This is a genomic window from Rhodococcus sp. NJ-530, from assembly GCF_003860625.1.
Classification (GTDB): Bacteria; Actinomycetota; Actinomycetes; order Mycobacteriales; family Mycobacteriaceae; genus Rhodococcus_F; species Rhodococcus_F qingshengii.
The window spans coordinates 1,035,836-1,060,629 of the sequence record NZ_CP034152.1; the positions used below are offsets into that span (position 1 = coordinate 1,035,836).

The 24,794-nt window shown below is 62.2% G+C and carries 20 protein-coding genes; 10 read left to right on the forward strand and 10 right to left on the reverse strand.

Annotated features, from left to right (window positions below; all coding sequences use genetic code 11):
• Nucleotide 1: 1 nt before the first annotated feature.
• The 4 genes from EHW12_RS04765 to EHW12_RS04780 are packed head-to-tail and all read right to left on the reverse strand — an operon-like array spanning nucleotide 2 to nucleotide 4,383.
• Nucleotides 2–919: an ABC transporter ATP-binding protein gene (locus tag EHW12_RS04765; RefSeq protein WP_125050338.1), complete on the reverse strand. Its 918-nt coding sequence runs from the start codon at nucleotides 917–919 to the stop codon at nucleotides 2–4.
• Nucleotides 916–1,737: an ABC transporter permease gene (locus tag EHW12_RS04770; RefSeq protein WP_125050339.1), complete on the reverse strand. Its 822-nt coding sequence runs from the start codon at nucleotides 1,735–1,737 to the stop codon at nucleotides 916–918. The genes EHW12_RS04765 and EHW12_RS04770 overlap by 4 nt, the downstream gene beginning before the upstream one ends.
• The gene (locus EHW12_RS04775) at nucleotides 1,730–2,764 is read right to left on the reverse strand and encodes an ABC transporter permease (RefSeq protein WP_125052528.1); all 1,035 of its coding nucleotides are present in this window, start codon (nucleotides 2,762–2,764) and stop codon (nucleotides 1,730–1,732) included. Before EHW12_RS04775 ends, EHW12_RS04770 begins: the two co-directional genes overlap by 8 nt.
• On the reverse strand, nucleotides 2,761–4,383 hold the full coding sequence (locus EHW12_RS04780; RefSeq protein WP_125050340.1) for an ABC transporter substrate-binding protein: 1,623 nt from the start codon (nucleotides 4,381–4,383) through the stop codon (nucleotides 2,761–2,763). The genes EHW12_RS04775 and EHW12_RS04780 overlap by 4 nt, the downstream gene beginning before the upstream one ends.
• Before the next feature lie 171 nt (nucleotides 4,384–4,554).
• On the opposite strand from EHW12_RS04780, the gene purD reads away from it, so the two are divergent.
• From purD to EHW12_RS04800, 4 genes are all read left to right on the forward strand, one after another.
• Complete coding sequence (purD, locus tag EHW12_RS04785; protein WP_042452678.1) at nucleotides 4,555–5,811, forward strand: phosphoribosylamine--glycine ligase; 1,257 nt, start codon at nucleotides 4,555–4,557, stop codon at nucleotides 5,809–5,811.
• A 242-nt stretch (nucleotides 5,812–6,053) separates the two neighbouring features.
• Nucleotides 6,054–7,622: a GMC oxidoreductase gene (locus tag EHW12_RS04790; protein WP_007734403.1), complete on the forward strand. Its 1,569-nt coding sequence runs from the start codon at nucleotides 6,054–6,056 to the stop codon at nucleotides 7,620–7,622.
• Between the two features lie 110 nt (nucleotides 7,623–7,732).
• A complete protein-coding gene (locus EHW12_RS04795; protein ID WP_054825451.1) occupies nucleotides 7,733–8,566 on the forward strand; it encodes an AraC family transcriptional regulator in 834 nt (277 codons plus the stop codon).
• A 191-nt stretch (nucleotides 8,567–8,757) separates the two neighbouring features.
• Nucleotides 8,758–9,699 carry an ABC transporter substrate-binding protein gene (locus tag EHW12_RS04800; RefSeq protein WP_050794081.1) on the forward strand — a complete coding sequence of 314 codons (942 nt, stop codon included), beginning with the start codon at nucleotides 8,758–8,760 and terminating at the stop codon, nucleotides 9,697–9,699.
• Nucleotides 9,700–9,705: 6 nt separating this feature from the next.
• Here the strand turns inward: EHW12_RS04800 and EHW12_RS04805 are convergent, their stop codons facing one another.
• Complete coding sequence (locus EHW12_RS04805) at nucleotides 9,706–10,218, reverse strand: MarR family winged helix-turn-helix transcriptional regulator (protein ID WP_241199098.1); 513 nt, start codon at nucleotides 10,216–10,218, stop codon at nucleotides 9,706–9,708.
• A 42-nt stretch (nucleotides 10,219–10,260) separates the two neighbouring features.
• Here EHW12_RS04805 and EHW12_RS04810 point away from each other — a divergent pair, with 42 nt between their 5' ends.
• A complete protein-coding gene (locus tag EHW12_RS04810) occupies nucleotides 10,261–11,343 on the forward strand; it encodes an iron-siderophore ABC transporter substrate-binding protein (protein ID WP_230359514.1) in 1,083 nt (360 codons plus the stop codon).
• Here EHW12_RS04810 and EHW12_RS04815 read toward each other — a convergent pair.
• Nucleotides 11,279–12,112, reverse strand: a complete 834-nt coding sequence (locus EHW12_RS04815) for a phosphatase PAP2 family protein (protein WP_241199099.1) — start codon at nucleotides 12,110–12,112, stop codon at nucleotides 11,279–11,281. The genes EHW12_RS04810 and EHW12_RS04815 overlap by 65 nt on opposite strands.
• A gap of 117 nt (nucleotides 12,113–12,229) precedes the next feature.
• Here EHW12_RS04815 and EHW12_RS04820 point away from each other — a divergent pair, with 117 nt between their 5' ends.
• Nucleotides 12,230–12,904 (forward strand): response regulator transcription factor, encoded by a 675-nt coding sequence (locus tag EHW12_RS04820; protein ID WP_037132434.1) that lies wholly within the window; start codon nucleotides 12,230–12,232, stop codon nucleotides 12,902–12,904.
• A gap of 3 nt (nucleotides 12,905–12,907) precedes the next feature.
• Here the strand turns inward: EHW12_RS04820 and EHW12_RS04825 are convergent, their stop codons facing one another.
• The 4 genes from EHW12_RS04825 to EHW12_RS04840 form a co-directional block, all read right to left on the reverse strand.
• Nucleotides 12,908–14,305 (reverse strand): HAMP domain-containing sensor histidine kinase, encoded by a 1,398-nt coding sequence (locus EHW12_RS04825; protein ID WP_125050341.1) that lies wholly within the window; start codon nucleotides 14,303–14,305, stop codon nucleotides 12,908–12,910.
• An 87-nt stretch (nucleotides 14,306–14,392) separates the two neighbouring features.
• Entirely contained in the window at nucleotides 14,393–15,808 is a 1,416-nt protein-coding gene (locus EHW12_RS04830) for a beta-lactamase family protein (RefSeq protein ID WP_241199100.1), read from the reverse strand.
• Between the two features lie 2 nt (nucleotides 15,809–15,810).
• Nucleotides 15,811–19,179, reverse strand: coding sequence for a serine hydrolase (locus tag EHW12_RS04835; protein WP_125050342.1), 3,369 nt, complete (start codon nucleotides 19,177–19,179; stop codon nucleotides 15,811–15,813).
• Between the two features lie 54 nt (nucleotides 19,180–19,233).
• Nucleotides 19,234–20,844 (reverse strand): ABC transporter substrate-binding protein, encoded by a 1,611-nt coding sequence (locus EHW12_RS04840; RefSeq protein WP_042452661.1) that lies wholly within the window; start codon nucleotides 20,842–20,844, stop codon nucleotides 19,234–19,236.
• Between the two features lie 162 nt (nucleotides 20,845–21,006).
• Here EHW12_RS04840 and EHW12_RS04845 point away from each other — a divergent pair, with 162 nt between their 5' ends.
• From EHW12_RS04845 to EHW12_RS04860, 4 genes are all read left to right on the forward strand, one after another.
• Nucleotides 21,007–22,167 carry a pyridoxal phosphate-dependent aminotransferase gene (locus tag EHW12_RS04845; RefSeq protein ID WP_125050343.1) on the forward strand — a complete coding sequence of 387 codons (1,161 nt, stop codon included), beginning with the start codon at nucleotides 21,007–21,009 and terminating at the stop codon, nucleotides 22,165–22,167.
• 64 nt (nucleotides 22,168–22,231) lie between these two features.
• Nucleotides 22,232–22,837 carry a TetR family transcriptional regulator gene (locus tag EHW12_RS04850; protein ID WP_003945736.1) on the forward strand — a complete coding sequence of 202 codons (606 nt, stop codon included), beginning with the start codon at nucleotides 22,232–22,234 and terminating at the stop codon, nucleotides 22,835–22,837.
• 55 nt (nucleotides 22,838–22,892) lie between these two features.
• Complete coding sequence (gene purB / locus EHW12_RS04855) at nucleotides 22,893–24,314, forward strand: adenylosuccinate lyase (RefSeq protein ID WP_003945775.1); 1,422 nt, start codon at nucleotides 22,893–22,895, stop codon at nucleotides 24,312–24,314.
• A gap of 66 nt (nucleotides 24,315–24,380) precedes the next feature.
• Nucleotides 24,381–24,794, forward strand: a complete 414-nt coding sequence (locus EHW12_RS04860; RefSeq protein ID WP_042920316.1) for an HIT family protein — start codon at nucleotides 24,381–24,383, stop codon at nucleotides 24,792–24,794.

The following is a 24,794-nucleotide window of genomic DNA, read 5'->3' on the forward strand; positions in this document are numbered from 1 at the left end:
GTCAGCCCACCTTCCGCAGCGTTCGGTACGTGCGGTCACCCAGTGTGACCAGTTCGGTCGGGCCACCGGATTGTTTCGACTCCGGGCGTCGTAGGTGATAGACGCACTCCTCGGGGAGATCGGTGAGTTGCGGTGGCGATCCCGGCATGGGAGTCAAACCTCTGGAAGGTAAGGCGCCGAGAAGGTCTCGGGTGTAATCGTGAAGCGGATCTTTGAACACCAGCGCGGCCGGACCGGTTTCCATGATGCGTGATGCGTACATGACGGCAAGTCGATCCGCGACATCGCTGCGGGTGAGTGATGCAAGGTCATGGGTGATGAGCAGGACAGCCGCCCCGGAGTCAGCGCACTCTCGAAGTAATCCCATGACGTGGTCGGTGAGTTCGCGGTCGAGGTTGGCGGTGGGTTCGTCTGCGACGATCACCGACGGATTCCCGGCCAGCGCACCGGCAATGGCCACGCGTTGCGCCATGCCTCCCGAGAGTTCGTGCGGGTAGCAGTCCAGGGCCGACGGATCGAGTCCGACGCGAAGTGCCAAGGCATCGCAAGTGTGATCGCTGCCGAGTGCGTCGATCGTCTCCTGTAGTTGCGATCGCGCAGTCCGGACGGGGGTGAGATGTGTTGCGGCGGATTGTGGAACGAGAGCCACGTGCCGCCCACGGAACGCGGTGCCGGAGAAGACGTCGATCTCGAGGTCCGGTGTTCCGACGGTGACCATTCCGGTTCGAGAAGCATTCGGCGGCAACATGTTCATGACCGAGGTGGCGATGATCGACTTGCCACACCCCGATTCCCCGACAAGTGCGGTCACCGTGCCGGCTGGAACGTCGAGGTCGATGTCGCTCGCAGCGTGAACTACCGATCCTCCGAGTAGAGGGATCCTGACGGTGAGAGATTCGATGCGCAGGCCGTGGTTCACAGTCGCAACTCCGAAGGTCGAGGGGGCGTGAGCATCGTCCGCAGGGCCGAACCGGCGACGGCAACTGCGACGGTGGCGATCACGAGAACTGCGGCGGGGAATGCCAGCGTCCACCAACCGCCGAGGAGCAGAGAACTGCGTGCCTCTTCGAGAAGCGTCCCGAGACTGGGCTTGTGCGGGGGAAGGCCGAATCCCAGGAAGGACAACGTCGATTCGTGCCAGACGGCGTGGGGCAGCAGGAGAACGACTGCGATCAAAGCCTGTGGCGCCGTCGCCGGCACGAGGTGGCGCATGATCACGTGACGTCGACTGGCTCCCGCGAGAATGGCGGCGTCGATGTAGGGACGCTCGCGCAGACTCAAGATCTCGGAGCGGATGATCCGGGCCACTTGGGTCCAGTGGGTCAGTGCGATCGAAAGCACGATGGCGGCAATGCTTCCACGGAACATCGCGACGATGACGATGCCGAGCAACAGGTGGGGGAGTGCGTTGACGGCATCGGTGCCGCGCATGACGAACCTGTCCACCCAGCCGCCGACCAGTCCGGCCGTAGTGCCGACGGCGACGCCGATCACCGTGGCGAGCAGCGCGCAGGCGAGTGCGATCAGAAGTGAGGTTCTGATGCCTGCAGCTATGCGCACGAATAGATCTCGGCCCGCCGAGTCAGTTCCGAACGGGTGATCGAACGACGGAGCCAGGCGAGCCGCCGAGAAGTCTGTGACTCGGTCGTCGACGTCGGCCAACCATGGGACCAACGCCGCGTACAGCGCCACGAGGACCAGCACGCCGACGGCGATCTTGAAGCGTCGTTCAGCCATCGGTACTCACTCTCGGGTCGAGTACTGCAACGAGGACGTCGGCAATCAGTGAGCCGAGCATGACCGTCAATGTCGTACCGACGGTGAGGAACGCGAGCAGTGCCATGTCGAGGTTACGGGCTGACGAGACGATGGCGCCGGCGATCCCTGGCCAACTGAAGACCTCTTCCACCAGCACTGCCCCGACTATCAGCTCGGGCAGTCGCACGCCGACGATGTTCACGAAAGGCGCCAGTGAGGTCGGCAGTATGTGGCGTTTCGTGATGGTCGGCGTCGGGATTCCGCGTGCTACGGCGCCCGCGACAAATCCCTCACTTTTCGAACCCACGACGGATTCTCGGACCGCGAGTAGGAGCCACGGCATCTGCGAGATGGAGAGGACCGTCACCGGTAGGACCAAGTGCCGGATCACCTGTCCCGGTGTGGGATCGGCACCCCCGTCGGTCAACCCGGCGACCGGGAGCCAGCCGAGAGTCAACGCGAAGAGCGCGATGGCACCCAGCGACAAGACAAACGGCGGAAGTCCTTGGACCACGACGCTCAGCCCGGACACGGTCTTGTCCAAGAATCCTCCACTGCGGATTCCGGCGAGAACACCGAGTGTCAGCGAGGCGAGAATCGCGATGAGGAGTGAGATACCGACCAGCAGCAGGGTCCATGGCAGACGCTCGGAGATAACTTGGGAAACAGGCTGATTGAACGATCTGGAGATCCCGAGATCACCGGTGAACACGCCCTGGAGCCAATTCCAGTACGTGCTGTACCAGGGGTTGTCGAAACCCATCTGATCGGCGATCAACGCTTTGTCCGCGTCGCTGGTCGTCATGTATCGCGTGCCCAGGTAGCCGACAAGTGGATCGAACGGTGAGATCGCGGCGGCGGCAAAGAGTCCCGCGGACACCACGGCGATCACCGGCACGATGAACAACGCCCGCCGACCGACCATCGTGAGGATGGCCTTTCGGCGGGAGTTGCCACGGTGGTCGAGCGATTGCCGCGCGTCTACCCGAACGTCGACCGCTGTCATTGCCCTCTGGCCCACGTCTGCAGTGACCACCACGGGCCCCAGGTCACACCGTGTGAGTGTGGCTCGAGTACAGGTCCGGACATCTGCCAGTCGGAATCCTTCGAAACGTACGTATGGTCGAGGAATACGAGGATGACAAATCCGGGATCCTCGACGTACGCCTGCTGCACGTCGCGATACGCGGCGTCACGCGTTGCCTGATCCAGGCTGCGGCGTCCTACTTCCAGGCCTGCGTCGACTGCTGGATTGGAGTAGTCGCTGGCGTTGTCGTAGATGCTGCCGACCCCGGGCGCTATGTACTTCGAGTTCAGCGCGTCGTACGCCTGCGTGTCTGGATCGAAAGGTTCGTCTCCACCACCGAGAAGCGTCGAATCCTGGTTGATTCGAGGGTCTATGCGGTCCCAGGAGAGCGCTTCGAGATCCACCTCGATGCCGACAGCGAGAGCATCGGAGGCAAATGCCTGAGCGAGATCACGTCGAACGGTGTCGACGGAGTTGTACATGATCGTGAACTGCGCCCGCTGACCGTCTTTCGAACGGATTCCGTCGGCACCTTCGATCCAGCCCGCTTCGGTGAGAATTCGCTCGGCCTCGGCCGGGTCGTAGGCGAAGGTTGCGTTCGGGTTGTACGAATCGCCGTAGACCTCGGGGATCGGAGTGGCGGCGACGCGGCCGTGTCCGCCCAGGACGTTGTCGATCATCGACTGGCGATCGGCGGCGAGGTTGAGCGCCATCCGTACGGCTTTGTCGCCTGCCACGGGATTGTTCGTCGGAAGTGAGAGACCGCGCCAGTCCGCTGACTGATGGGCAGTCACCGACATGTTGTCTTTGCCCGAGAACGTATTGGCAAGCAGTGGTGGGAGATTGGTTCCGTCGATCTCGCCCGACACCATACGTTGGGCGCGGGTGTTGTCGTCCGGAACGTAGAGGAGAGTGAGCTTCTTGATCTCCGGTGCACCGTCCCAGTAGTTCTCGTTCGCCTCGAAGACCGCTCGATCCGGTGAGAGTTCGACGAGTGTGTACGGACCCGTACCGACAGGCGCGGTGTTCAACGGCGATTCGGCGGCAAGCCCGGGTGTCGCGAGGGATTCCGACGGGACCATGCCGATCAGCATCTTCGTCAGCAGGGGCGCATACGAGTACGCGAGGCGGAACTCGACTGTGTTGTCGTCGACGGCCACGACATCGCTGATCATGTCGTACGACGAACGCGCTTCGGAGGCGGAAGCGGGATCGAGGATCGCCTTGTACGTGGCAACCACGTCGGCGGCGTCGAAGGTCGATCCGTCGGAGAAGGTGACCCCGTCGCGGAGTTTGACCGTCCAGACTGTCGCGTCGGCGTTGGCAGTGGGCATCTCCGCGGCCAGAGACGGCTCGAATCCCGGCATGCCGGTCCCTCCGGTGAGTCGGACGAGGCCGTCGTACATCTTGGCCTCACCGGCAGCGCCGAAGCCTGCGACCGGGTTGTAGCCGCCCAGCTCGTAGCCGTCGGCCAAGACCAGGCCGTCGTTGTTGCCCGAGGAGTCGGTGCCAGTCGGGCTACTGCACGACGTGATCAGAAGTGCGCCGATTGCGGCGGTTGCGGTGAGCGTCAGAACGCCTGGTTTGTGGAGTTTCACGGGTGTCCTTTCCTTGGTGGACAGGTGTCCGAAAACATCTGTTCACCTATTCAGGTATTCATATGATCTCATCTCGAAACGGATATTTCGCACAAAGGCCGAACGCTGGGACCTTGGCCCCGTGAGTGACACTCCGAGAGCGCTGTTATCGCAGGCCGTAGTCTGTTCCCCGTGCGCGTACTAGTAATCGGCTCGGGAGCCCGTGAACATGCCCTCCTTCTCTCTCTTGCTCGCGATCCAGGTGTCACGGCCCTGATCTGCGCGCCTGGCAATGCCGGGATCGCAAAAATCGCCGAGCAGCACCCCATCGACGTCGCTTCGGGTGACGCGGTTACCGCGCTGGCCCAGAAGGTCGAAGCCGACCTCGTCGTCATCGGACCCGAGGTTCCGCTGGTCCTCGGTGTCGCAGACGCGGTGCGCGCAGCAGGTATCGCCTGCTTCGGGCCTTCGGCCGACGCCGCCCGCATCGAGGGATCGAAGGCTTTCGCCAAGGACGTGATGGCTGTCGCCGGCGTCAAGACCGCTCACAGTGAGATCGTCGACAATCCGGCCAAGCTCGACGAAGCACTCGACCGCTTCGGTCCCAACTGGGTGGTCAAGGACGACGGATTGGCCGCGGGTAAGGGCGTAGTCGTCACGACGGATCGTCTCGCCGCGCGCGATCATGCCGCAGAACTGCTCGAGACCGGACACCCGGTTCTCCTCGAGTCCTTCCTCGACGGTCCGGAAGTTTCGCTCTTCTGCCTTGTCGACGGCGAAACTGTGATCCCGCTGCTCCCGGCTCAGGACCACAAGCGTGTCGGCGACGGAGACTCCGGACCCAACACCGGCGGTATGGGCGCGTACACCCCATTGCCGTGGCTGCCCGACGAGATGGTCACGCAGATCGTCGATGACGTCGTCAAGCCCGTCGCTGCCGAGTTGGTCGCACGCGGTAGCAGTTTCTCCGGCCTTCTCTACGCCGGTCTGGCGATCGGTGTCGACGGCCCGGCCGTCGTTGAATTCAACTGCCGGTTCGGTGACCCCGAAACTCAGGCCGTGCTTGCTCTCCTCGAAACGCCGCTGGGCGGCCTACTCAATGCGGCCTCGACCGGAACACTCGATTCGGTCGGTCCGTTGCAGTGGCGCGACGGTTCCGCTGTCACGGTCGTGATTGCCGCGGAGAACTATCCGGCAACCCCACGCACCGGCGACGTGATCACCGGAGCCGACGCCGACGGAGTCCTGCACGCCGGTACCAAGAAGCGTGAAGACGGTGCCGTCGTCTCGGCCGGCGGGCGTGTGCTGAGTGTTGTCGGAGTGGGCAAGGATCTGACCGAAGCTCGCGACGACGCCTACGCAAAGATCGCCGACGTCAAGCTTCCCGGCGGTCATTTCCGCAAGGACATCGGACTCGGCGCCGTCGAAGGTCGCATCTCAATTCCCTGACTCGTTCTTTCGGAGGGCCGGTGAACTTTCTGTTCATCGGCCCTTTTCATGGAAAATCAACGGTTCCTCGAAGTTACCCACGAGTATGGACTTCTCGTTCGGTTTCTCCCGGTATATCTCAGCGCGGGGGTCACGGAAAGAGAAGGGCACACTTGAGCATTCGCGCTGGATCCAACGAACGGCACGCACGTACCAATTCCACGCTCTCGCGTAGAAACTTCTTGGCAGCAACAGGATTAGCTGTGGGGGCCGCCGCACTCTCGTCCTCGTGGACCACGGCGGCCGCTGCGCCCAGACGAGCATTGAACGACGGAGACCGTGTCCCCGCGCTCGTGATCGGCAGTGGATACGGCGGTGCCGTTGCAGCACTTCGCCTGACGCAGGCCGGTATCGACACGCACATGGTCGAGATGGGGAAGTCGTGGACCACACCAGGGTCCGACGGCAAGATCTTCTGCCCGATGCTCTCGCCCGACGGTCGGTCCTTCTGGCTCAGAGACCGTACAGTTCAACCGGTTTCACACTTTTCCGGCGGCTCGGTGGACAAGAACATCAGCCGCTACGTCGGCGTTCTCGACGCCGAGGACTTCGGCGGGATCAAGGTCTACCAAGGCCGAGGGGTCGGCGGCGGGTCACTGGTCAACGGCGGTATGGCCGTCACACCCAAGCGCAACTACTTCGAAGAGATCCTGCCCGGGGTCGATTCCAACGAGATGTACTCGACGTACTTCCCGCGGGCCAACGCTGCGCTCGGAGTCAACAACATCGACCCGGCCTGGTTCGAATCGACCGAGTACTACAAGTTCGCGCGGACGGGGCGAAAGACCGCTGAGAGATCCGGTTACACAACAACGTTCGTTCCGAATGTCTACGACTTCAACTACATGAAGCAGGAAGCTGCCGGCCAGGTCACCAAGTCCGCTCTGGTCAGTGAGGTCATCTACGGCAACAATGCCGGAAAGAAGTCACTGGACAAAACGTACCTCGCTGCGGCATCCGCCACCGGCAAGCTCACCATTTCAGCTCTGCACGTCGTGACCTCGGTTGCCCCGGCCGCGACCGGCGGTGGCTATCAAGTGGTGATGAACCAGATCAACGAGCAGGGCAATACCGTCGGCACCAAGACAGTGACGGCGGACAAGGTCTTCTTCGCGGCCGGCAGTATCGGGACCAGCAAGCTCCTGGTCGCGATGAAAGCGCAAGGGCAGCTGGCGAATTTGCCGGGTGCAGTTGGACAGGAATGGGGTCACAACGGCAACGTGATGGTGGGCCGCGCCAATCACATGTGGGACGCCACCGGTGCGAAGCAGTCGGCGATCCCCGTGATGGGTATCGACAACTGGGCCGACACATCCGCTCCCGTCTTTGCGGAAATCGCACCCTTCCCGGCCGGTACCGAACTGTGGGTCAGCCTGTACTTGGCGATTGCCAAGAATCCGCAACGTGCTCAGTTCCAATTCAACTCGGCAACAGGCAAAGTCGGATTGAACTGGCAGCGCTCGCAGAACCAGCCGTCGATCGACATGGCGAAGAAGCTCTTCGACAAGATCAACAAGAAGGAAGGCACGATCTACCGGACCGACCTCTTCGGCCCGACGCAGACGTGGGGCGATCAGTTGACGTACCACCCCCTCGGCGGTTGTGTGCTCGGCAAGGCGACCGACGGCTACGGTCGTCTGCCGGAGTACCCGGGTCTGTACGTCATGGATGGATCCCTCGTACCGGGCAATGTGGGAGTCAATCCGTTCGTCACCATCACCGCTCTGGCCGAACGGAATATCGAGAACATCATTGCGAACGACATGAACTAGGGCGGTGACTCGTCAGCAGGTGCGGTGGATCGACTTCCTGCCGCACCTGCTCGGCGTGGGCAGCGGTTACAGTCACCTGGACAGACGACGCTCGATTCAGGGATGTAGACGTGAGGCGGACAAAATCCGAGATCGACGGCGATTGGCTCCGGTGGGGCGTGCCGTCGATCGACGAGTTGGTGGTATCCGAACACGAATTGGACGACGAACCCGAAGATTTGGTTCTGTGGGGTGGAGCGTCGAGCGCTGATCAACCGGTTACATGGGAAACCCACGCACACCGGTCGAACGAGATTCTGTTCCCTCGTTCCGGCATTGTGGTTGTGCGCTCAGGCGCCCAGATGTGGACGTTGTTGCCGGGACGAGGGCTGTGGATACCGGCACTGCATCGACACTCGGTGCGCGTTGCCGCGGGTGCGCAGTTCCTGACGGTGTATTGCGCTGTAGGGCAGGGGCCTTCGCTCGGTGATCACCCGGTTGCGGTACACGGCACGCCGCTACTCTACGAGTTGTTTCTGCATCTGAGTGCTCGCGAGATGTCGGACGACGCGAGGCGCCGCGCCGAGCGAGTGTTCTTCGACCTCGTTGTTCCCGGCGACGAGCGCGGAGCGATGAAGATCCCAGATTCGGGCCCGGTCGGCCGGATTGCACGCGACCTGTTGTCTCATCCGGAGGATCCACGCAGTTTCGGGGACTGGGCGAACGAGATCGGCGTCAGCACCAGCACTTTGGCTCGTCGATTCAAGGTTGACACCGGCGTGAGTTTCGGCCAGTGGCGAGTACTGCTTCGGATGAACGTGGCGATGTCCCTACTCGGCCAAGATGTTGCGGTCGCCGATGTGGCAGAACAGGTCGGATACTCGACGCCCAGTAGTTTTGTCGCCGCCTTCAAGCAGTCCACCGGTGTCACGCCGATGGCATTTCGAAAGACTGCGGACCGTTGATCGGATTTCGACATTCTTTGACAAAACTCCGCGATTGCGTCATCTCCTGATCCGTTCTACCGTTAGCCATGTAGGCGAGGCTTACTTTACTTTCCGGGTTCGGGGTTCTCCCGAGACCCGCTCGACAGCATGGGGCAGAAGTGATCGATTTTGTTGCGCCGCGTTCGAAACGCGGTAGCAGGGCCATCTTCATGGCTGTGGCAGTGGCACTTTCGACGGTGCTGGCAGCATGTGGCACCTCCACGACCGACACGAAGTCCGACGGTGATGCGTGGACGTATGTCGATGCGCGTGGTCAGCAGATTTCGCTCGACAAGAGCCCCGAACGCATCGTAGCGACGGCAGACACCGCGTCGGTGCTGCTCGAATACGGCGTCGTGCCGGTCGGCATCATCGGCTTTTCCAGGCTGGACGAATCAACATTGAATGCATTCGACTTCAGTGGAATTGCCCATGTCAGCGAGACCGACACGGACATCAGCGCCGAGAAACTCCTGGCTGTGGACCCGGATCTAGTCATCGACATCTGGAGTTCGTACAACGGTGGAAACTTCGGCAGCATCTGGGGCGACGATATCGCTCGCGTCGAAGGGGTCGCTCCCATTGCCGGTGTCAAGATCACCGACGGGGCGCAAGCGGCGCTGGACAGCTTCAGTTCGTTGGTCCAGGGTATCGGTGGCACCGACACCTCACCGGTCTACGCGGCGAAACGGGAAGAGTTGAGTGCACTCGGTGAGCGGGTGCGTGAATTGGCCACTTCGCGGTCGAACATCTCTGTTGCATACGTGATTCCGTTGGAGTCGAGCCTTGACTACGCGGTGCCGGGATGGACTCCGCTCGGAAGTATTCTCGAAACGATGGGCGTCGAATTCGCCAAGCTCGACAGCGAGGACGGTTTCTGGGCGTCGGCGAGTTGGGAAGAGCCGGGCGTCTTTCCGGCTGATCTCCTCCTGATTCCGCCGACTTGGTCGGATGCACCGGAGCTCAATTCGCCGACTTTCACCAGGCTTCCGGCTGTGGTTTCGGGTCAGGTTGCGTCGGTCGAACTTCGTACGGGGTACAGCCTGACGGGCATCACGGAGCAGATGAAGCGTTTTGCCGACGTCTACGAGAAGAGCGGGAAAGTCACCTGAGCAGCGTCATCGCGGCGCGTGATCTCGCAATGATCGATTGACTCGGTCGAGGATGCCGACGGCAGTGGTCAATGTGTCGAGGTCGCCCTCGTCGAGGGACGCCAATTCTTCGGCGAGAACGCCGATGCGTAGTTCGGATCGACGGTCTCGTCGCGCGCTTCGTTCGTTCTTCACGAAAAGTGTGCTCACTCGGCCGTCCGTGGGATCGGGTCGCCGTTCGATCAGGTCTTTGTCGGAGAGTGTGCGCACCAGCGTGCTGACGGTGTTCGGGCGTCTGGAGAGACGATCGGCGACCGCCCCGATGCGAGTGCCCGGATGGTGTGCGACATCGTGAAGTACTTCGGATTGTGCCTCTGGCAGAGTCGCGTCGGTACCCGACGTATCCATGTATTCCCGCAGCGCTCGACGCAATTCGAACGCCGCAGCGATGAGTGATCTCGATGCTTCTTCCGCGGTGGGCATGCGATCGGAGTAGCGATCGACCCCGTGTGATCCACGCCCTGGAACTGTATCTGACACAGATATAGTTTACAGTTCTTCAAAGGGTAGGGTCACCTAACCATGACGGAAGATGAAGCTGTCATGCTTCACGACGTACGGGACACGATCATGAATTTTCGAAAGAAGTCACGCAGTGTAATGCTGATCGGCGCACTGACATTGGTGGCAGCTCTCAGTGGCTGCTCGAGCGAGGACGCGTCGCCCACAGATGCCGAGATCAGTGCGTCGGCTCCGGCGGACTCTGCGTTTGTCGCTCCGCGAGAAGTCCCGGTTGGAATGGGGAGCGGAAAGTCGGACGGCGAGTTCCCTCGTACCGTCTCACACTTCAAAGGGGACACCACGATCGAATCGCAGCCCGAAAAGGTTGTTGTCATCTCGACCGGGCAAGCAGATGCACTCCTGTCGCTCGGTGTCGTGCCCGCAGGTTCGACGCGTGGTGACGGTGCGGACCTGGTGCCTCCGTACTTGTTGTCTGCATACCCCGAATTCCGTACTCAGCTAAGTGATGTCGTTGACGCAGGTGGACGCTTCACACCGAATTTCGAAGCGATCGTCACGCTCGATCCTGACCTGATTTTGATGAATGTTGCAGGAAAGGACGCTGATTCGCTGTACGACCAGCTTTCCGCCATCGCACCCACGGTGGCAACACAGGGAACCGGCGTCTACTGGAAGCAGGACTTCCTGCTGGTTGCCGACGGGGTAGGTAAGACGCAGCAGGCGACGGCACTGCTGGATACCTTCAATACCGATGCCGCGGCCCTCGGTGCTTCCCTCTCGTCGCCGCCGACGGTGTCGTTCACGCGCCAGAACGGAAATCGTCTGCGCATCTTCGGTATTCCTTCGTTCACCGGCAGTATCGCCGAGGATGCCGGCTTGACCCGTCCGCAGTCGCAGCAGTTCGACGACACTTCCCGAGACATCAGTGAAGAAGAGTTGAACGTGGCGGACGCCGACTGGATCTTCTACGGCGTGCAGGGCGGGGACCCGGCGACATTGACGAACGCGCCGTTGTGGGCGCAGTTACGTGGTGTGGTCGCCAACCACGCCGTCGCTGTTGACGACGACGTCTTCTACCTCAATACCGGGCCGACTGCGGCTCGTGAAGTGCTGAAGGTTCTGCAGAGCGCATTGCAGCAGTAGTCGATTCAGCTTGGTTGTGAGTGCCGACGAATCGGAAGAGGGCTCCACCCACCGTGACGGCAAGCGTCGCGAGAATGGCTCCGGCGATGACGTCGGTGAGCCAGTGCGCACCCAAGTAGAGGCGAGTCAGCGCGACGACGACGGTGACCGTCACGGCGAGGAGCATCAGAAGGCGTTTGACGGCCGCTGTTCGGTCGACGCTCACAACGAGAACGGCAATGCCGAACAGCGCTGCTGTGCCCGTCACGTGACCGGAGGGGAACGAGTGGCCGGTCTCGAGAAGAACCTGGATGTTGGTCGGCGGACGTTCGCGACCGACGAGCGCTTTGATTACCGTGCTGGCGACCGCCGCCCCGCCAACGGTTCCGATCACGATCAAGCCCGGAACGACCGAACGCGCTCGCCATGAGATGAGCACTCCGCAGGTGATCCCGAGCAGCGCGGTGGCGACAGGGCTACCGAGATCTGTGACGGCGACCGCGATCTGGTTCAGGGCGCCGCTCCGATGATCGACCATCCAGTCGGTCACCGGCCCGTCGAAGCTCGTCAACCACCCGCTTCCATACACCTGGATCGACAGCGTCACCAGTGCAAGCACGAGTCCGCACGTGCGAAGGGCTGTAGACCGAACGCTGGAAGCTCGGTAGATCGAACCGAACGCGAACAGAGCTGCGGCCACCACGATTGCGGCAACCGCGATCTCTGCGGTGGTGCTCTCGGCCAGGACTTCGGTGACCACGTTTCGCACGGTCGACACAGTTGCAGGCATGAATGCAGTGTGACGATCCGAAGCTGAAGAAACGCTGAACGGAACTCGGCCCTGGGTCTACCGTCTGCTCTACTGGGTGCATCCGAACAACTGCGTGGCGACGAAACGGGGCCGGTGGTGCGAGTACTGGTGGTCGAAGACGAAGTGCGCCTGGCCGAGACGATCCGGCGGGGATTGGTGGCCGAGGGATTCGTGACCGCCGTCGAACTCAACGGTGACGACGGATTCGCGACTGCGTGCAGTGACGAATTCGACGTGATCGTTCTCGACATCATGTTGCCGGGCAAACACGGGTACGACATCGTGCGGGATCTACGCGCCCGGGAGATCTGGACGCCGATCCTCATGCTCTCGGCAAAGGACGGCGAATACGACCTGGCTGATGCATTCGATCTCGGCGCCGACGACTACCTGGTCAAGCCATTCTCGTTTGTCGTGCTTCTCGCTCGGCTGCGCGCACTGGTGCGTCGCGGCGCTCCACAACGTCCGGCGATACTCTCCGTTGGAGACCTGTCCCTCGACCCGGCCAAACATCAGGTGAGCAGAGCGGGAATCGAATTGACCCTGACGCCACGCGAGTACAGCGTTCTCGAATTCTTGATGCGCAACAATGGTGTGGTGGTCACGAAGACCGAGATCGTTCGCTCTGTCTGGGACACCAACTACGAAGGTGACGAGAACATCGTCGAGGTGTATATCGGTTACCTTCGTAAGAAGCTCGACCTCCCGTTCGGAACTCAGAGCATCGAAACGGTCCGAGGCGTCGGGTACCGCTTTGTCGGCACTGCCTGATCTTCAGTCGTTCGGTACCGGAATCGTCACCTCGAATCGACTTCCACCGCCCACTCTCTCGTTGACGGAAATGGTTCCGTGGTGCGCCGCAACTATTTCCGACGCGATGGCGAGTCCGAGTCCGGACCCGCCTCCCTGCCTCGACCGCGGCTGGTCCAGGCGGACGAAGCGTCCGAAGATTCGTTCGCGTTCTGCTTCAGGGATTCCGGGCCCGTCGTCCTCGATCACGATGTGGGCTTCGTTTCCGGCTTCGGAGCACTCGAGATACACGAGGGTCTCCGCATGCCGCACTGCATTGTCCACGAGGTTTCGCACCATCCGCGTCAATGCTCTCGGGTCTCCGGAGACCCGAACCGGAGCCACGGCAGCGGCGACCGTAACTTCGGAGATACCGTCGATCCTTTTCTGCTCGGCGAACAAGATGTCATCGAGGTCGACGTCGACGTCGACGACGACGACGCCGAACTTTTCGAGTTCGCTTTCGTCCGAGCGTGCGAGAATCAACAGGTCTTCGATCAACTGCCGCATTCGGCGCGCCTCGGGAAGTAGTGCGTCTTCGATCAACGCGTCGTCGAGGAGATCCGGGCGTCGGTGTGCCAGTTCGAGGGCCGTCGTGATCGTGGACAGCGGACTGCGTAACTCGTGTGAGGCATCGCTGACAAATCGTTGCTGGGCCAGCGCACCTTCGTCGAGGCGCGCCAGCATGTCGTTCATTGTTGTTGCCAGTCGGGCTATCTCGTCGTTCCCTGACGGTACAGGCACTCGTTCACCTTGACGCCCACTCGAAATCGACGCTACCCGAGCGCGGATGCTTTCAACGGGAGCGAGGGCCGAACCGACGAGGCGGTAGGTGGCAAACGCAGCCAGCCCCAGGACCAGGGGTCCGACTATGGCTAGCAGAACGGCAACGGTCGTCACCACGGTTTCAACCGGTTCGCGGTCGGCGCCGACGAAGACGGTGACTGGTCCGGTCGGCGTCTGAGCGCCTCGCCCGATCAGCCAGTAGTCCTCGTCGTCGGACTTCTTGACCCTTCCGAGAGCGTCCGACTCGTCAGGGCCGAGAAAACGTTCGGACAGGAGGTCGCTGTCGGTTCCAGGTGATTGGGCGACTATTCGGTGATCGGCGTCGACGATCTGCACGATTCCGATCTGACTGTCTGTGGACAGAAGCGAAGGGTCGAGATCAGCCGGGTTTTTTCCGTTGAGCTGCTGGACCAATTGCGTGGCGCGAGCGTCGGAGCTGTTCAGCGCGGACAGATGCAGGGAGTTTGCCAGCACGAAAACCAGTGCAAGCCCGGCGATCACCAGGCAGAAGGCGATCACGAGTGTCGAAGCCACGGTCGAACGGGCACGCACGCTCCACCGGGAGGGGTGCAGAATCGACTCGCCGATGAAGTTCATGGCGTCCAGTCTGTACCTTCTCGGCTGTGCATTTACGAAGACGGGTGACGCGGTCCCGTAATCGGACCGCGTCACCCGTCTAGAGGATCAGGCCACTCGCTTGGCGGTGCGGCCGCCGAATTCGAGCATCACGGCGCGACCGGTGTCGTCGGTGACGAAGCGTCCCAACGCCCGGGTGGTGTCGGCGCGCGCAGCGAAGTCACGGTCGTTGAGGAAGGCGATCGGGATTGCCGGCGGCCAGACGATGTCCTCGTATTCACCGAGATCCTGCGCGCTGCCCATCCGGATGCCGATTCCCTCGTCACCGGGGGCGACGGTCATCGTCAGTGAGCCGGCCTGATACTTGCCCAGGACTGCGTCGACGGCAGCGGGTTCGGGCTCGACCACGTCGAGGGATGCCGGCGTGGGTAGTTCAGTGAGGTTGGCCATGCACCAGTCGACGATCTTCTTGCCGATTCCGCCGCCGAGGGCGTTGGTCAGCACGGTGACGGCGAAGTTCTTCTCGGGCACTGTCATGAACTCGGAGACCTGGAGGTTGCTCACGTTTCCGCCGTGCCGCACTACCTGTGTGGTTCCGTATCGAGTCAACAGCCATCCCAGGCCGACTTCTTCGAACATCATCGCGGCGGGACGCTGCGGCTTCTGCATCAACAACCGGGTGGACTCGTCGAGCGGCTGTCCTTCGCCGGGGTGTTCGCCAGACAGTGCGTAACGTGCCCAGACGAGTTGGTCTCGCACCGAGGACCACATTCCGCCGCAAGGGATCATGCCGCGGTCCAGCCCGGTTTCGTTGGACACGAACGGCACACCGTCGCGGATGTAGTGACCGAGTGCGAACCGGTGGGTCATCACGTCCCAGGGCAGGAAGGCCGAGTTCTTCATGTCGAGGGGGTCGAGCACGCGCTGCTTGACCTGCTCTTCGAAGGTCAATCCGCTGATCTTGGCCACGACATGTCCGGCGAGAACGAATCCGGAGTTGCTGTAGGAGAAGACTTCTCCGACGGGAAATTCTTGTCGCAGTTCGTTCAGCCGTGAAACCGAGCGTCCCAGGGCGTCTTCGCCCCAGCCTGCCGAGAGGCCCGCGTCGCCGGTGAATCCGCCGGTGTGGGTGAGGAGGTGACGCATCGTGACTGTGCGCGTGGCTGTTTCGTCGGCGAAGGTCAGTTCGGGGACGTACTCGACCAACGGGGTGTCGAGATCGAGTAGGCCGTCCTCGACGAGTGCCATCGCGGCTGTTGCGGCGAACACCTTTGTGGTGGAGCCGATCATGAACATCGTCTTGTCGGTGACCGGGAGTTGGGTTTCGACGCTCTCGATGCCACTGGTGACGACGATGTCCTTGTCGCCGTGCACGATGCCGACCGAGACGCCGGGGATGTTTGCCTCGACCCTCCACTGATCGACGAGTTCTTGAAGCTGTTCTTGCATCTTTGATTCCTCGAGTTCGCTGGCGTTCTGTGTTTCGGCGTTCTGTGTTTCCGTCATCGTATGTGTATCGGTCATCGTCACGCGTTAACCCGTGGTAGGAAGCGGAATCCGACGTACACTCCGTCTCGGTGCGGCCGTACCGTCGTCCAACCCGCGGCCCCGGGTTGACGGGTGGTCCAGGTCCCCGGGATCTGCGACGGTACGAGAGTGGCTACCGTTGCAGGCTTCTTCGGAGCTGTCTCGTCTTCCTCGGGATTCGGGATTACGTCGCCGATGACGGTGATCACGGCCTCGTCAGCGGACTCTCCACGACGGAACTCGATTGCTATTCCGCCCGAGCTGTACTTTCCCAGAACCGAATCCGGAATCGACTCCACACTCGCGGGGTTCGGGGCGAGGGCTTGCGGAGGTTCGAGTCCGACCAACGCGGCCGCGGCTTCGGTGAAGAGATCACGGTAGAGGCCGTCGGCCTTGCCGCCGCTGGTCAGCAGTGCGATCGCGACATTGTGGCGGGGGAAGATGCGCAGATACGCGTGCTGGCCGATGGTGCTGCCGTCGTGCCCGAAAATCTCTTCGCCCGACCAGGTTTCGTGGAACCAGCCCAAGCCCCTACCCGACTTGTCCGGGAACAGTTCGCTGATGTCGATTTCGGGTGTGCGCATCGCGGCGGCTGAATTTTCCGACACGATCCGTACGCCGTCGACGCTCTGTCCTTCGAGAAGACCGAGTTCCGCGAACGTGAGTAGATCTCCGATGCTGGCAGTGATGCAACCCGCGGGCCCCATCGAGCGCGTGATCGGCCAGACGGGCATCACGACGGAGTTCCCCGTATGACCCGCTGCCACAGAGTATCTCGGTGTATCTCCGGTCAACGTGAGTGTGTGCGCGAGGCCGAGCGGATCGATGATCCGCTCCTTGAGGATGTCGTCCCAGATGCCGCCGCGAAGAACCTCGACGATACGAGCTGCAAGGACGTACGCGGAGTTCGAGTACGCGAAGCCGTCCTCGAGTGGATGAACCTGACGGAAGTCACGCAGGCCCTCGACGTAGCGTTCGACGACGTCGTCGCCGCGACCCTTGTCGATGAACAGGTCACCGTCGATTCCGTTGCGATGGTTCAGAAGTGCGCGAACCGTGATGCGGGCAGCTGTTTCCTCGTCCTGCAGTGCGAAATCGGGCAGAATCGACCGGACGGTCGCGTCCAGGTCGAGCAAGCCTTCGTCGACAAGCTGCATGACCAGCATCGCGGTCCATACCTTGGTGATGGATCCGATCTGGAACAGGGAGTCGGTGGATACCTCGACCCCGGTGTCTGCATTGATCACGCCGGAAGCCACCGTCGTACGGGTGATTTCCTTGCCGTTGGAATCGAGTGTGAGAATACCGAATTGAGCACCGGTGACGCCGTAACGCTCACACAGTACGTCCAGCGAACGCTTCCACGCGTCGGCTCCGGCAGACGCGTTGGCCAGGCCGGTCTTGGGCAGCTTCGCGGAGGTGTATCGCTTGACCCATTCGATGAGTCGTGTGCTGTAGTCGATTCGGTGCGAGATCGAGCCGTTGACGAGGAACCCGTGGCTTGCACCGGGATACGCCACCAGACGGGTGGGTACGTGCTGCTGGCGCAGTGCGGCGAACCAGGCCTCGGCTTGACCCAGCGGGCACCGCTCGTCCGACTTTCCGTGCAGGATCAGCGTCGGGGTCACCACGTTCTTCACGGCGGCGAGCGGTGAGGCTGCCAGGAGCCCCGCGGAGTTCTCGGGAACAGTCGTGCCGGTGGCGAGTGACGCGAGGTGCGGACCGAAATCGCAGACTCCGGCCATGGCGTTGAAATCGCAGATCAGCCCGCCGGCAACCGCAGCGGCAAAACGATCCGTCGCGGACGTCAGGTGACACGTACTGTATCCGCCGTAGCTGTACCCGGTGATCGCCAGACGGTCCCCGTCGACAAGTCCCTCGGCGACAAGCGCGTCGATCGGCTCGAGGAAGTCGGCTTGGTCGGAGGTACCCCAGGCGCCGTTGACGGCGTACATGAAGTCTGCGCCGTACCCGTCCGACCCACGTGGATTGAGGGTCAGGATGCGCCAACCCTGGGCGGCGAGAACCTGGTGGGCGGGGTGATAGGTATCTGCAACGCCGGTCCACGCGTTGTGCGGTCCGCCGTGAATGTCGAGCAGAAGGGGTGCGGCACCACTGGTTTCGGGAGCGGACAGCAACCAACCATGCACGGTGCGGCCGTCGGAGATGGTGAACTCGCGTTCCTCGGCGGCAAACAGTGTCACCTCGGGGAGTGCTTCTGCGGTGAATTTCGTCAGCGTGGTGACCGCGCCGCTGTCGAGATCGACGAGTGCGACCTCGCCGAAGGATTGCTGCGTGGTGACGATGACGGAGGCGACGCGGGCGTCACGGGCAACGGAGAGCGCCGAGACGACCTCGTTGGGATTGGCGACGAGGGATCGAGAGGTGCCGGTTTCGATGTCGGCCGCGTACAGATGCGTCCATCCACGATCGCGTAGGCAGAACACGATTTCGTCGCGAGTATTCGACAGTGCCGGTGTGCCGCCGGGGTAACCGGGTGCACCGGGCATCACGTTGCGATCGAGATGAGCTGTGAGGGTGACGTCGACCGGTGTCTCGGTTGGGCCGGGGACGGACAGCCGGATCAGGTCTGCAGTTCCGACACGGACCTCGGGAGTGCCGATGGCGACGACCGAATCTCCCTGCGGATGCCACAGTGTGGAGCCCTGCACTCCGGTGGCATGACCGAGTCGCTGCGGGGGAACCGACAGATCGTCGACGAGGATGCGGTAAGCGCTGAACGTGAGGTTCAGATCGCTGTCCGGTTCGAGATTCGCGGTGAAGGCAAGGGCCGTGCCGTCGGGCGACCAGGACGGAACGTCGGCATTCCAATCACCGTCGGTGAGCCGTCGAACTGCCTTCGTCTCCAGATCGACGGTGTGAAGGTGGCGACGGAAGGTGCCGAGCCAACCGGCACCGTCCACCTTGTATCCGAGTCGGTCGGTGACGATGGGAGCATTCGGATCGGCGGAGTCCGAGCGTGAGACCACAGCGGCGAACGCGATGGCATTTCCGTCCGGGCTCCAGGCTGCTGCACCGGCGCCGAGGGGGAGTGATGCTGATGTGGTGAGAGTTTCGGCCTCGCCACCGGCGAGCGGGATCAGGTGCAGCTGCGCGGAGTCGCCGACCTTACGCAGGAAGGCAATCGAGGTTCCGTCCGGAGAGAACCGAGGGGCAGAATCGGCGGGCCCTGCGGTGAGGCGGTGAGCCTGGGAATCGCGGGACACCGCCCAGAGCGATGTAGTTGCCTTTCCGGCAACAATTTCCGAGCGAACGAAGACGACCACGGTGCCGTCGGGAGAGATTGAGGTCTCAGTGGGTGTGACCACACGGTGGAGGTCGTCGAGAACAAATGGACGGTCAGTCATGTAGATCCTTCGAATCGGAGAAATAGATGCAGACGTAAAGCTTTGTCTTCCGGCTTATTTCAGAACGCGAATGCCAGGGCCGGCCAGGGTGCCGCCAACTGGTGCATACAGGGCCGTTGCGCCGTTGAAGAACATGAAGTTCGGCGACGTGGACACCGGAATGACGTCGGACGAGGTGAACAGTGCTTGTTCCGCTTCCTTCCACACCGAGCAGGATTCCTGCCCGGGCAGAACCGAGGCCTTCGCCGCCAGTTCGGCGTACTTTTGATTGTCGATCGATGCGAAGTTGACACCCGACGGTGGGGTGGGGCCGGCGAAGTACGGAACGAAGATGCTGGGGGTATCGCTCTGGACGGTCAGTCCGATCGAGATCGACCATGACGTAAGGTCTTTCGCTGCGAATGTGTTGGAAATGATGAAGTTGTTGTCACCACCACGAAGCTCCACCTTCGCGCCGAGCTCCTGCCACTGCTTCATCGCGTATTCTGCTGCTGCAGAGGTGGTGTCGCGGTAGTTGGCAAAGATGACCGTCAATTGCAGCGCTTGACCGTCCTTGGTCAGGACACCGTCGGATCCGGGTTTCCAACCGGCGTCCGCAAGAGTCTTTTTCGCAGCGGCCATGTCGAACTTCGGAACTACACCGGTGACGCTGTCGAAGTCACACGCCCGCGGATCGACTACTGCCAGTGCCGTAGCTCGTGAGCCTTTGCCACCGGTGTTGATGTCCGTGTAATCGTCGAGATCGATCGCTTGCACGAGTGCGGTGCGTACGGCTTCGTCCTTGGTGGGGAGAGCCGCATTGTGGTTGAAGATGAACTGTCCGCTCAGGGTGTTGGACGTCATCGACTCGAGGCCTGAAGCTTCCACACGTTCGATATCCGCGCCGGCAACCGGGGCCGCGTTGACCGTTCCGGTGAGGACGAGATTCGCCGTCGTCGCGGCGTCGGTCACGACCTTGATCGTGACCGTCTTGGGCACTCCGAGCGTGTCCGACGTGGTTTCGCCGTTCGGCCCCCAGTTGTATCCGTCGCGGCGTTCGAGCGTGACGTGATCGTTGGCCACTACTTCGGTGATCTTGAACAGTCCGGTTCCGTTGCTGCTGCCTCGAACACTGGCAGGGTCGTCGAGGGCTGCCTGGCACGCCATCTTGAGAGCGCCGATGCGCTCGAGGAGGAAGGGCGCGGGTTCCGTTGTCTTGATCGTGAGCTCGTCACCATCAGCGGTTGCTACCGCAGTTTCGGGTACGGATGCTCCCAACCACGGCGAGCCGTTGGTCGTGTCGACGACCCAGTTGATGTTGTTTGCCGCTGTCTGGGCAGTGAAGGTCGTGCCGTCTTCACACGTGATCCCCTTTTTGAGGGTGAAGTTCAGCGAAGTTCCGTTCTCGCTCCATTTTTCGGCCAGATACGAGCCCGCTGCGCGGGTTTTGGGGTCGATGGCCAACAACGAGTCGTTCGTATAGCTGTTGATCGCCTGCGTGGCAGTCAGATTGGTGATCAGGGGATGAAGGTTGCCGGGATCGGTGTTCACGATCGTGGTGAAACTGCCGTCCTTCGCGTAGTCGCCGGAAGAATTGCCGCCAGGATCAGAGGTGCTTCCGCACGAGGCAACCGTGAGAACGCCGATCGTGACCAGAGCCGCAGTGGGCACTGAGCGAGCTTTCATCTGATGCACCTTTTGATCGAAGGAAGTCGTTGATCAATGTTGCGCGAGGGACGTGGCCCAGGTCTCGTTGAATCGACTCATGCTGAGCGCCTGAATCTGTCGGATCGTCACAATGGGTGGCCGTCGTTTCTTGCCGCACCACGGTTCGACTACCGTCGGAGTGTGCGCTCAGAATCTCGTCGATCAGATATCCAGACGTTCCATGTCATGGATGTATGGAAGGCCGCGACCGAACGTCAGCGGACACATGGTGACGTCCTGACCTTGGCGGCAGGTCAACCGTCGACGCCCGCGCCGGCACCGGTGCTACGTGCGACGCGAGAGATTCTGGGCACCGAACTACTCGGGTATACCGAGACTTTCGGGATCCTGCAGCTACGCGAGGCTATTGCGCGCTACCACAGCGAGCGATCGGGAATCGCCGTCGACGCCGAAGACGTGGTGGTGACGACCGGTTCGTCCGGGGCGTTCACCTTGCTCTTCCTGGCCGCGTTCGACGAGGGCGACACCGTGGTGGTTGCTCGACCCGGATATCCCGCGTACCGCAATACCCTTGCCGCTCTCGGCTGCAACGTCGTCGAACTCGACTGCGGGCCGGCAACTCGATACCAGCCGACAGTGGAAATGCTCGAGGCTTTGCCGTCGCCGCCTGCCGGTCTGATCGTCGCGAGCCCGGCAAATCCCACGGGCACGGTGATCTCGCCCGAGAAGCTCGCTGCATTGGCGACGTGGTGCGAGCAGCACGGAACTCTTCTGATCTCGGACGAGATCTACCACGGCATCGGATACGGCGATCAGCACACGTCGAGCGCCTGGGAGACCTCACGCGAATCCGTCGTGATCGGCTCGGTGTCCAAGTACTTCTCGATGACGGGTTGGCGACTCGGGTGGATGTTGGTGCCGACCTATCTTCGGCGCCCGCTGCAGAGACTCGCGTCGAACATGACCGTGTGTCCGCCCGCGATCTCTCAGTACGCCGCCGTCGAGGCATTCTCGGACGAGGCGAAGGTCGAGTTGGACGGGCACGTTCAGCGGTACGCCGTCAATCGTGAACTGTTGTTGACCGGGTTGCCGAAACTGGGCATCACCGAGTTGGCTCCCGCCGACGGTGCGTTCTACGTCTACGCGGACATCGGCCATCTGTGTGGCGACGAGGGCGCCACCGCGTGGTGTGCCCGGTTGCTGACAGATACCGGGGTCGCGCTGGCACCTGGAATCGATTTCGACACCGTCCACGGAAACCGGATGGTCAGACTCTCGTTCGCGGGTGCGACAGCCGACATCCAGGAGGCACTGGCCCGCCTCGAGAAGTGGCTCGGGTAACAAACAGCAGGGTCTTCGAGCTGTTTCGCCATGCGGAGGTGCCCTCTGCTGGCACGATGTCGTGGTGTCTTCTGCAGCTACGCCCAAGGGCGAACGACGTCGCCAGGCTCTGGTGGCGTCCGCTGCTGAACTTTTGCTGGAGGGCGGGTTCGACGCCGTTCGTCACCGAGCGGTGGCAACCAGAGCTGACCTTCCACTGGCTTCGACGACCTATTACTTCGACTCACTCGACGATCTGATCGCGTGTGCCGTCGAGCTCAACGGCAACGCCGACATGGAAGCGATGCGCGCCAGAGTGGCTGCGGTGACCCAACGTCGGCGGGGCGCGGAATCAACCGTCGAACTGTTGGTCGAGCTGCTGCTCGGAGACGAAGAGAAGCGGCCGGAGAGCCGCGAGCGTTTGATCTCGCGCTACGAACGATTTGTGGCATGTGCCCGTCATCCCGCACTTCGTGACGTGCAGTTGCGCCTACGAGCCCAGCTCGACGACCTGTTGACCGATGCGCTTCGACGCTCGGGCCGGTCGGCTCCCGAGGGGCAATTGCGCCGTCTCGTCGCGATGGTCGACGGTGCGATGATCACGGCTCTGGGGGAGTACGACCCGGACCCACGGGGGTTGGCCAGGGGAATGCTCTTGGAATCGATCGACGTGATGGCGCCGCCGGTCTAGCTCGGTCTCTATCGGGGGTAACGGCACTGCTTGGCCCCCGTTAGACTGAGGCCTCGTGAGCCGCATCCCGAATGTCCTTGCCAACCGATACGCCAGCCCGGAGCTTGTTGCTCTGTGGTCTCCCGAGTACAAGATCGTGCTCGAGCGTCAATTGTGGGTGGCGGTGTTGCGTGCGCAGGCAGAGCTGGGCATCGACATTCCGGCCGACGCCATCGACGACTACGAGCGTGTCATCGACAACGTCGACCTCGAGTCCATCGCGGACCGCGAGCGGGTCACCCGCCACGACGTGAAGGCACGCATCGAGGAATTCAACGCACTTGCCGGGCACGAGCAGGTCCACAAGGGCATGACCAGCCGCGACCTCACCGAGAACGTCGAGCAGCTGCAGATCGTGCGTTCTCTCGAACACGTCTACAACCACGGCATCGCCGTTGCCGCCCGCTTGGGTGAGCGCGCTGCCGAGTACTCGTCCATCGTTATGGCCGGCCGCTCGCACAACGTCGCAGCTCAGGCCACGACCTTGGGCAAGCGTTTCGCTTCGGCCGCCGACGAGCTGCTGGTTGCACTGACGCGTCTGCGCCAGCTGATCGACCGGTACCCGCTTCGTGGGATCAAGGGCCCGATGGGGACCGCTCAGGACATGCTCGACCTCCTCGACGGCGATGCGGCCAAACTCGAGCAGCTCGAAGCGAAGGTTGCGGAGCACCTCGGATTCGCTCACGTGTTGACCAGCGTCGGCCAGGTGTACCCGCGTTCCCTCGACCACGACGTCATCTCCGCGCTCGTTCAGGTCGGCGCGGGACCGTCGTCGTTTGCACACACGATCCGCCTGATGGCCGGCCACGAGTTGGTCACCGAAGGCTTCCAGCCCGGCCAGGTCGGCAGCTCGGCGATGCCGCACAAGATGAACACCCGCTCGTGCGAGCGAGTCAACGGACTTCAGGTGATCCTGCGCGGATACGGCTCCATGGCAGCCGAGCTTGCGGGTGCGCAGTGGAACGAGGGCGACGTCTTCTGCTCCGTCGTGCGCCGCGTCGCGCTTCCGGACGCGTTCTTCGCGATCGACGGCATGTTCGAGACCTTCCTGACCGTGCTGATCGAGATGGGCGCGTACCCGGCCGTCATCGAGAAGGAACTGACCAGGTATCTGCCGTTCCTCGCCACGACGCGCGTGCTCATGGCCGCCGTCCGCGCCGGCGTCGGACGCGAGACCGCACACGAGGCGATCAAGGAGAATGCCGTCGCAGTTGCGCTGGCGATGCGTGAAGAGGGCAAGGAGCCCGACCTGCTCGATCGCCTTGCCGCCGACGACCGTTTGCCGCTCGACCGCGTTGCACTCGACGAGGCCCTGGCCGACAAGGCTGCTTTTGTCGGTGCCGCTTCGGCTCAGGTCGATGCCGTTGTCGCCGAGGTGCAGAAACTTGTCGACGCCAACCCCGAAGCTGCGGCGTACGCGCCGTCGCCGATTCTGTAAGGGCTACGCCCCGTGCGCCTTTTCGGTGGTCACCACTACCGAAAAGGCGCACAGGGGCCGGAGACCATGGACTGCATCTTCTGTTCCATCATCGCCGGTGAGGCCGAGGCCAGCGTCGTCTACGACGACGCGAATGTCCTTGCCTTCATGGATATTCGGCCGTTCACATCCGGCCATCTCCTGGTCGTGCCGAAGCGCCACGCCAGTGGATTGTCCACGCTCGATCCCGACGACGGTGCCAGGATCTTCGCCGTCGCGCAGAAGATCGCCGCGGCGATGCGTACCGGATCTCTTCCCGTCGACGGAGTGAATCTGCACCTCTCCGACGGAGCTGTTGCGGGGCAGGAAGTCTTCCATGTTCATCTGCATGTCATTCCGCGAAATCGCGGCGACGGCTTCGGCCTGCGCGCCCTACCTCGCACGCCCAATCGGACAATCCTCGACAGCACGGCTGCCGTCATTCGAGGCGCACTGAACTAG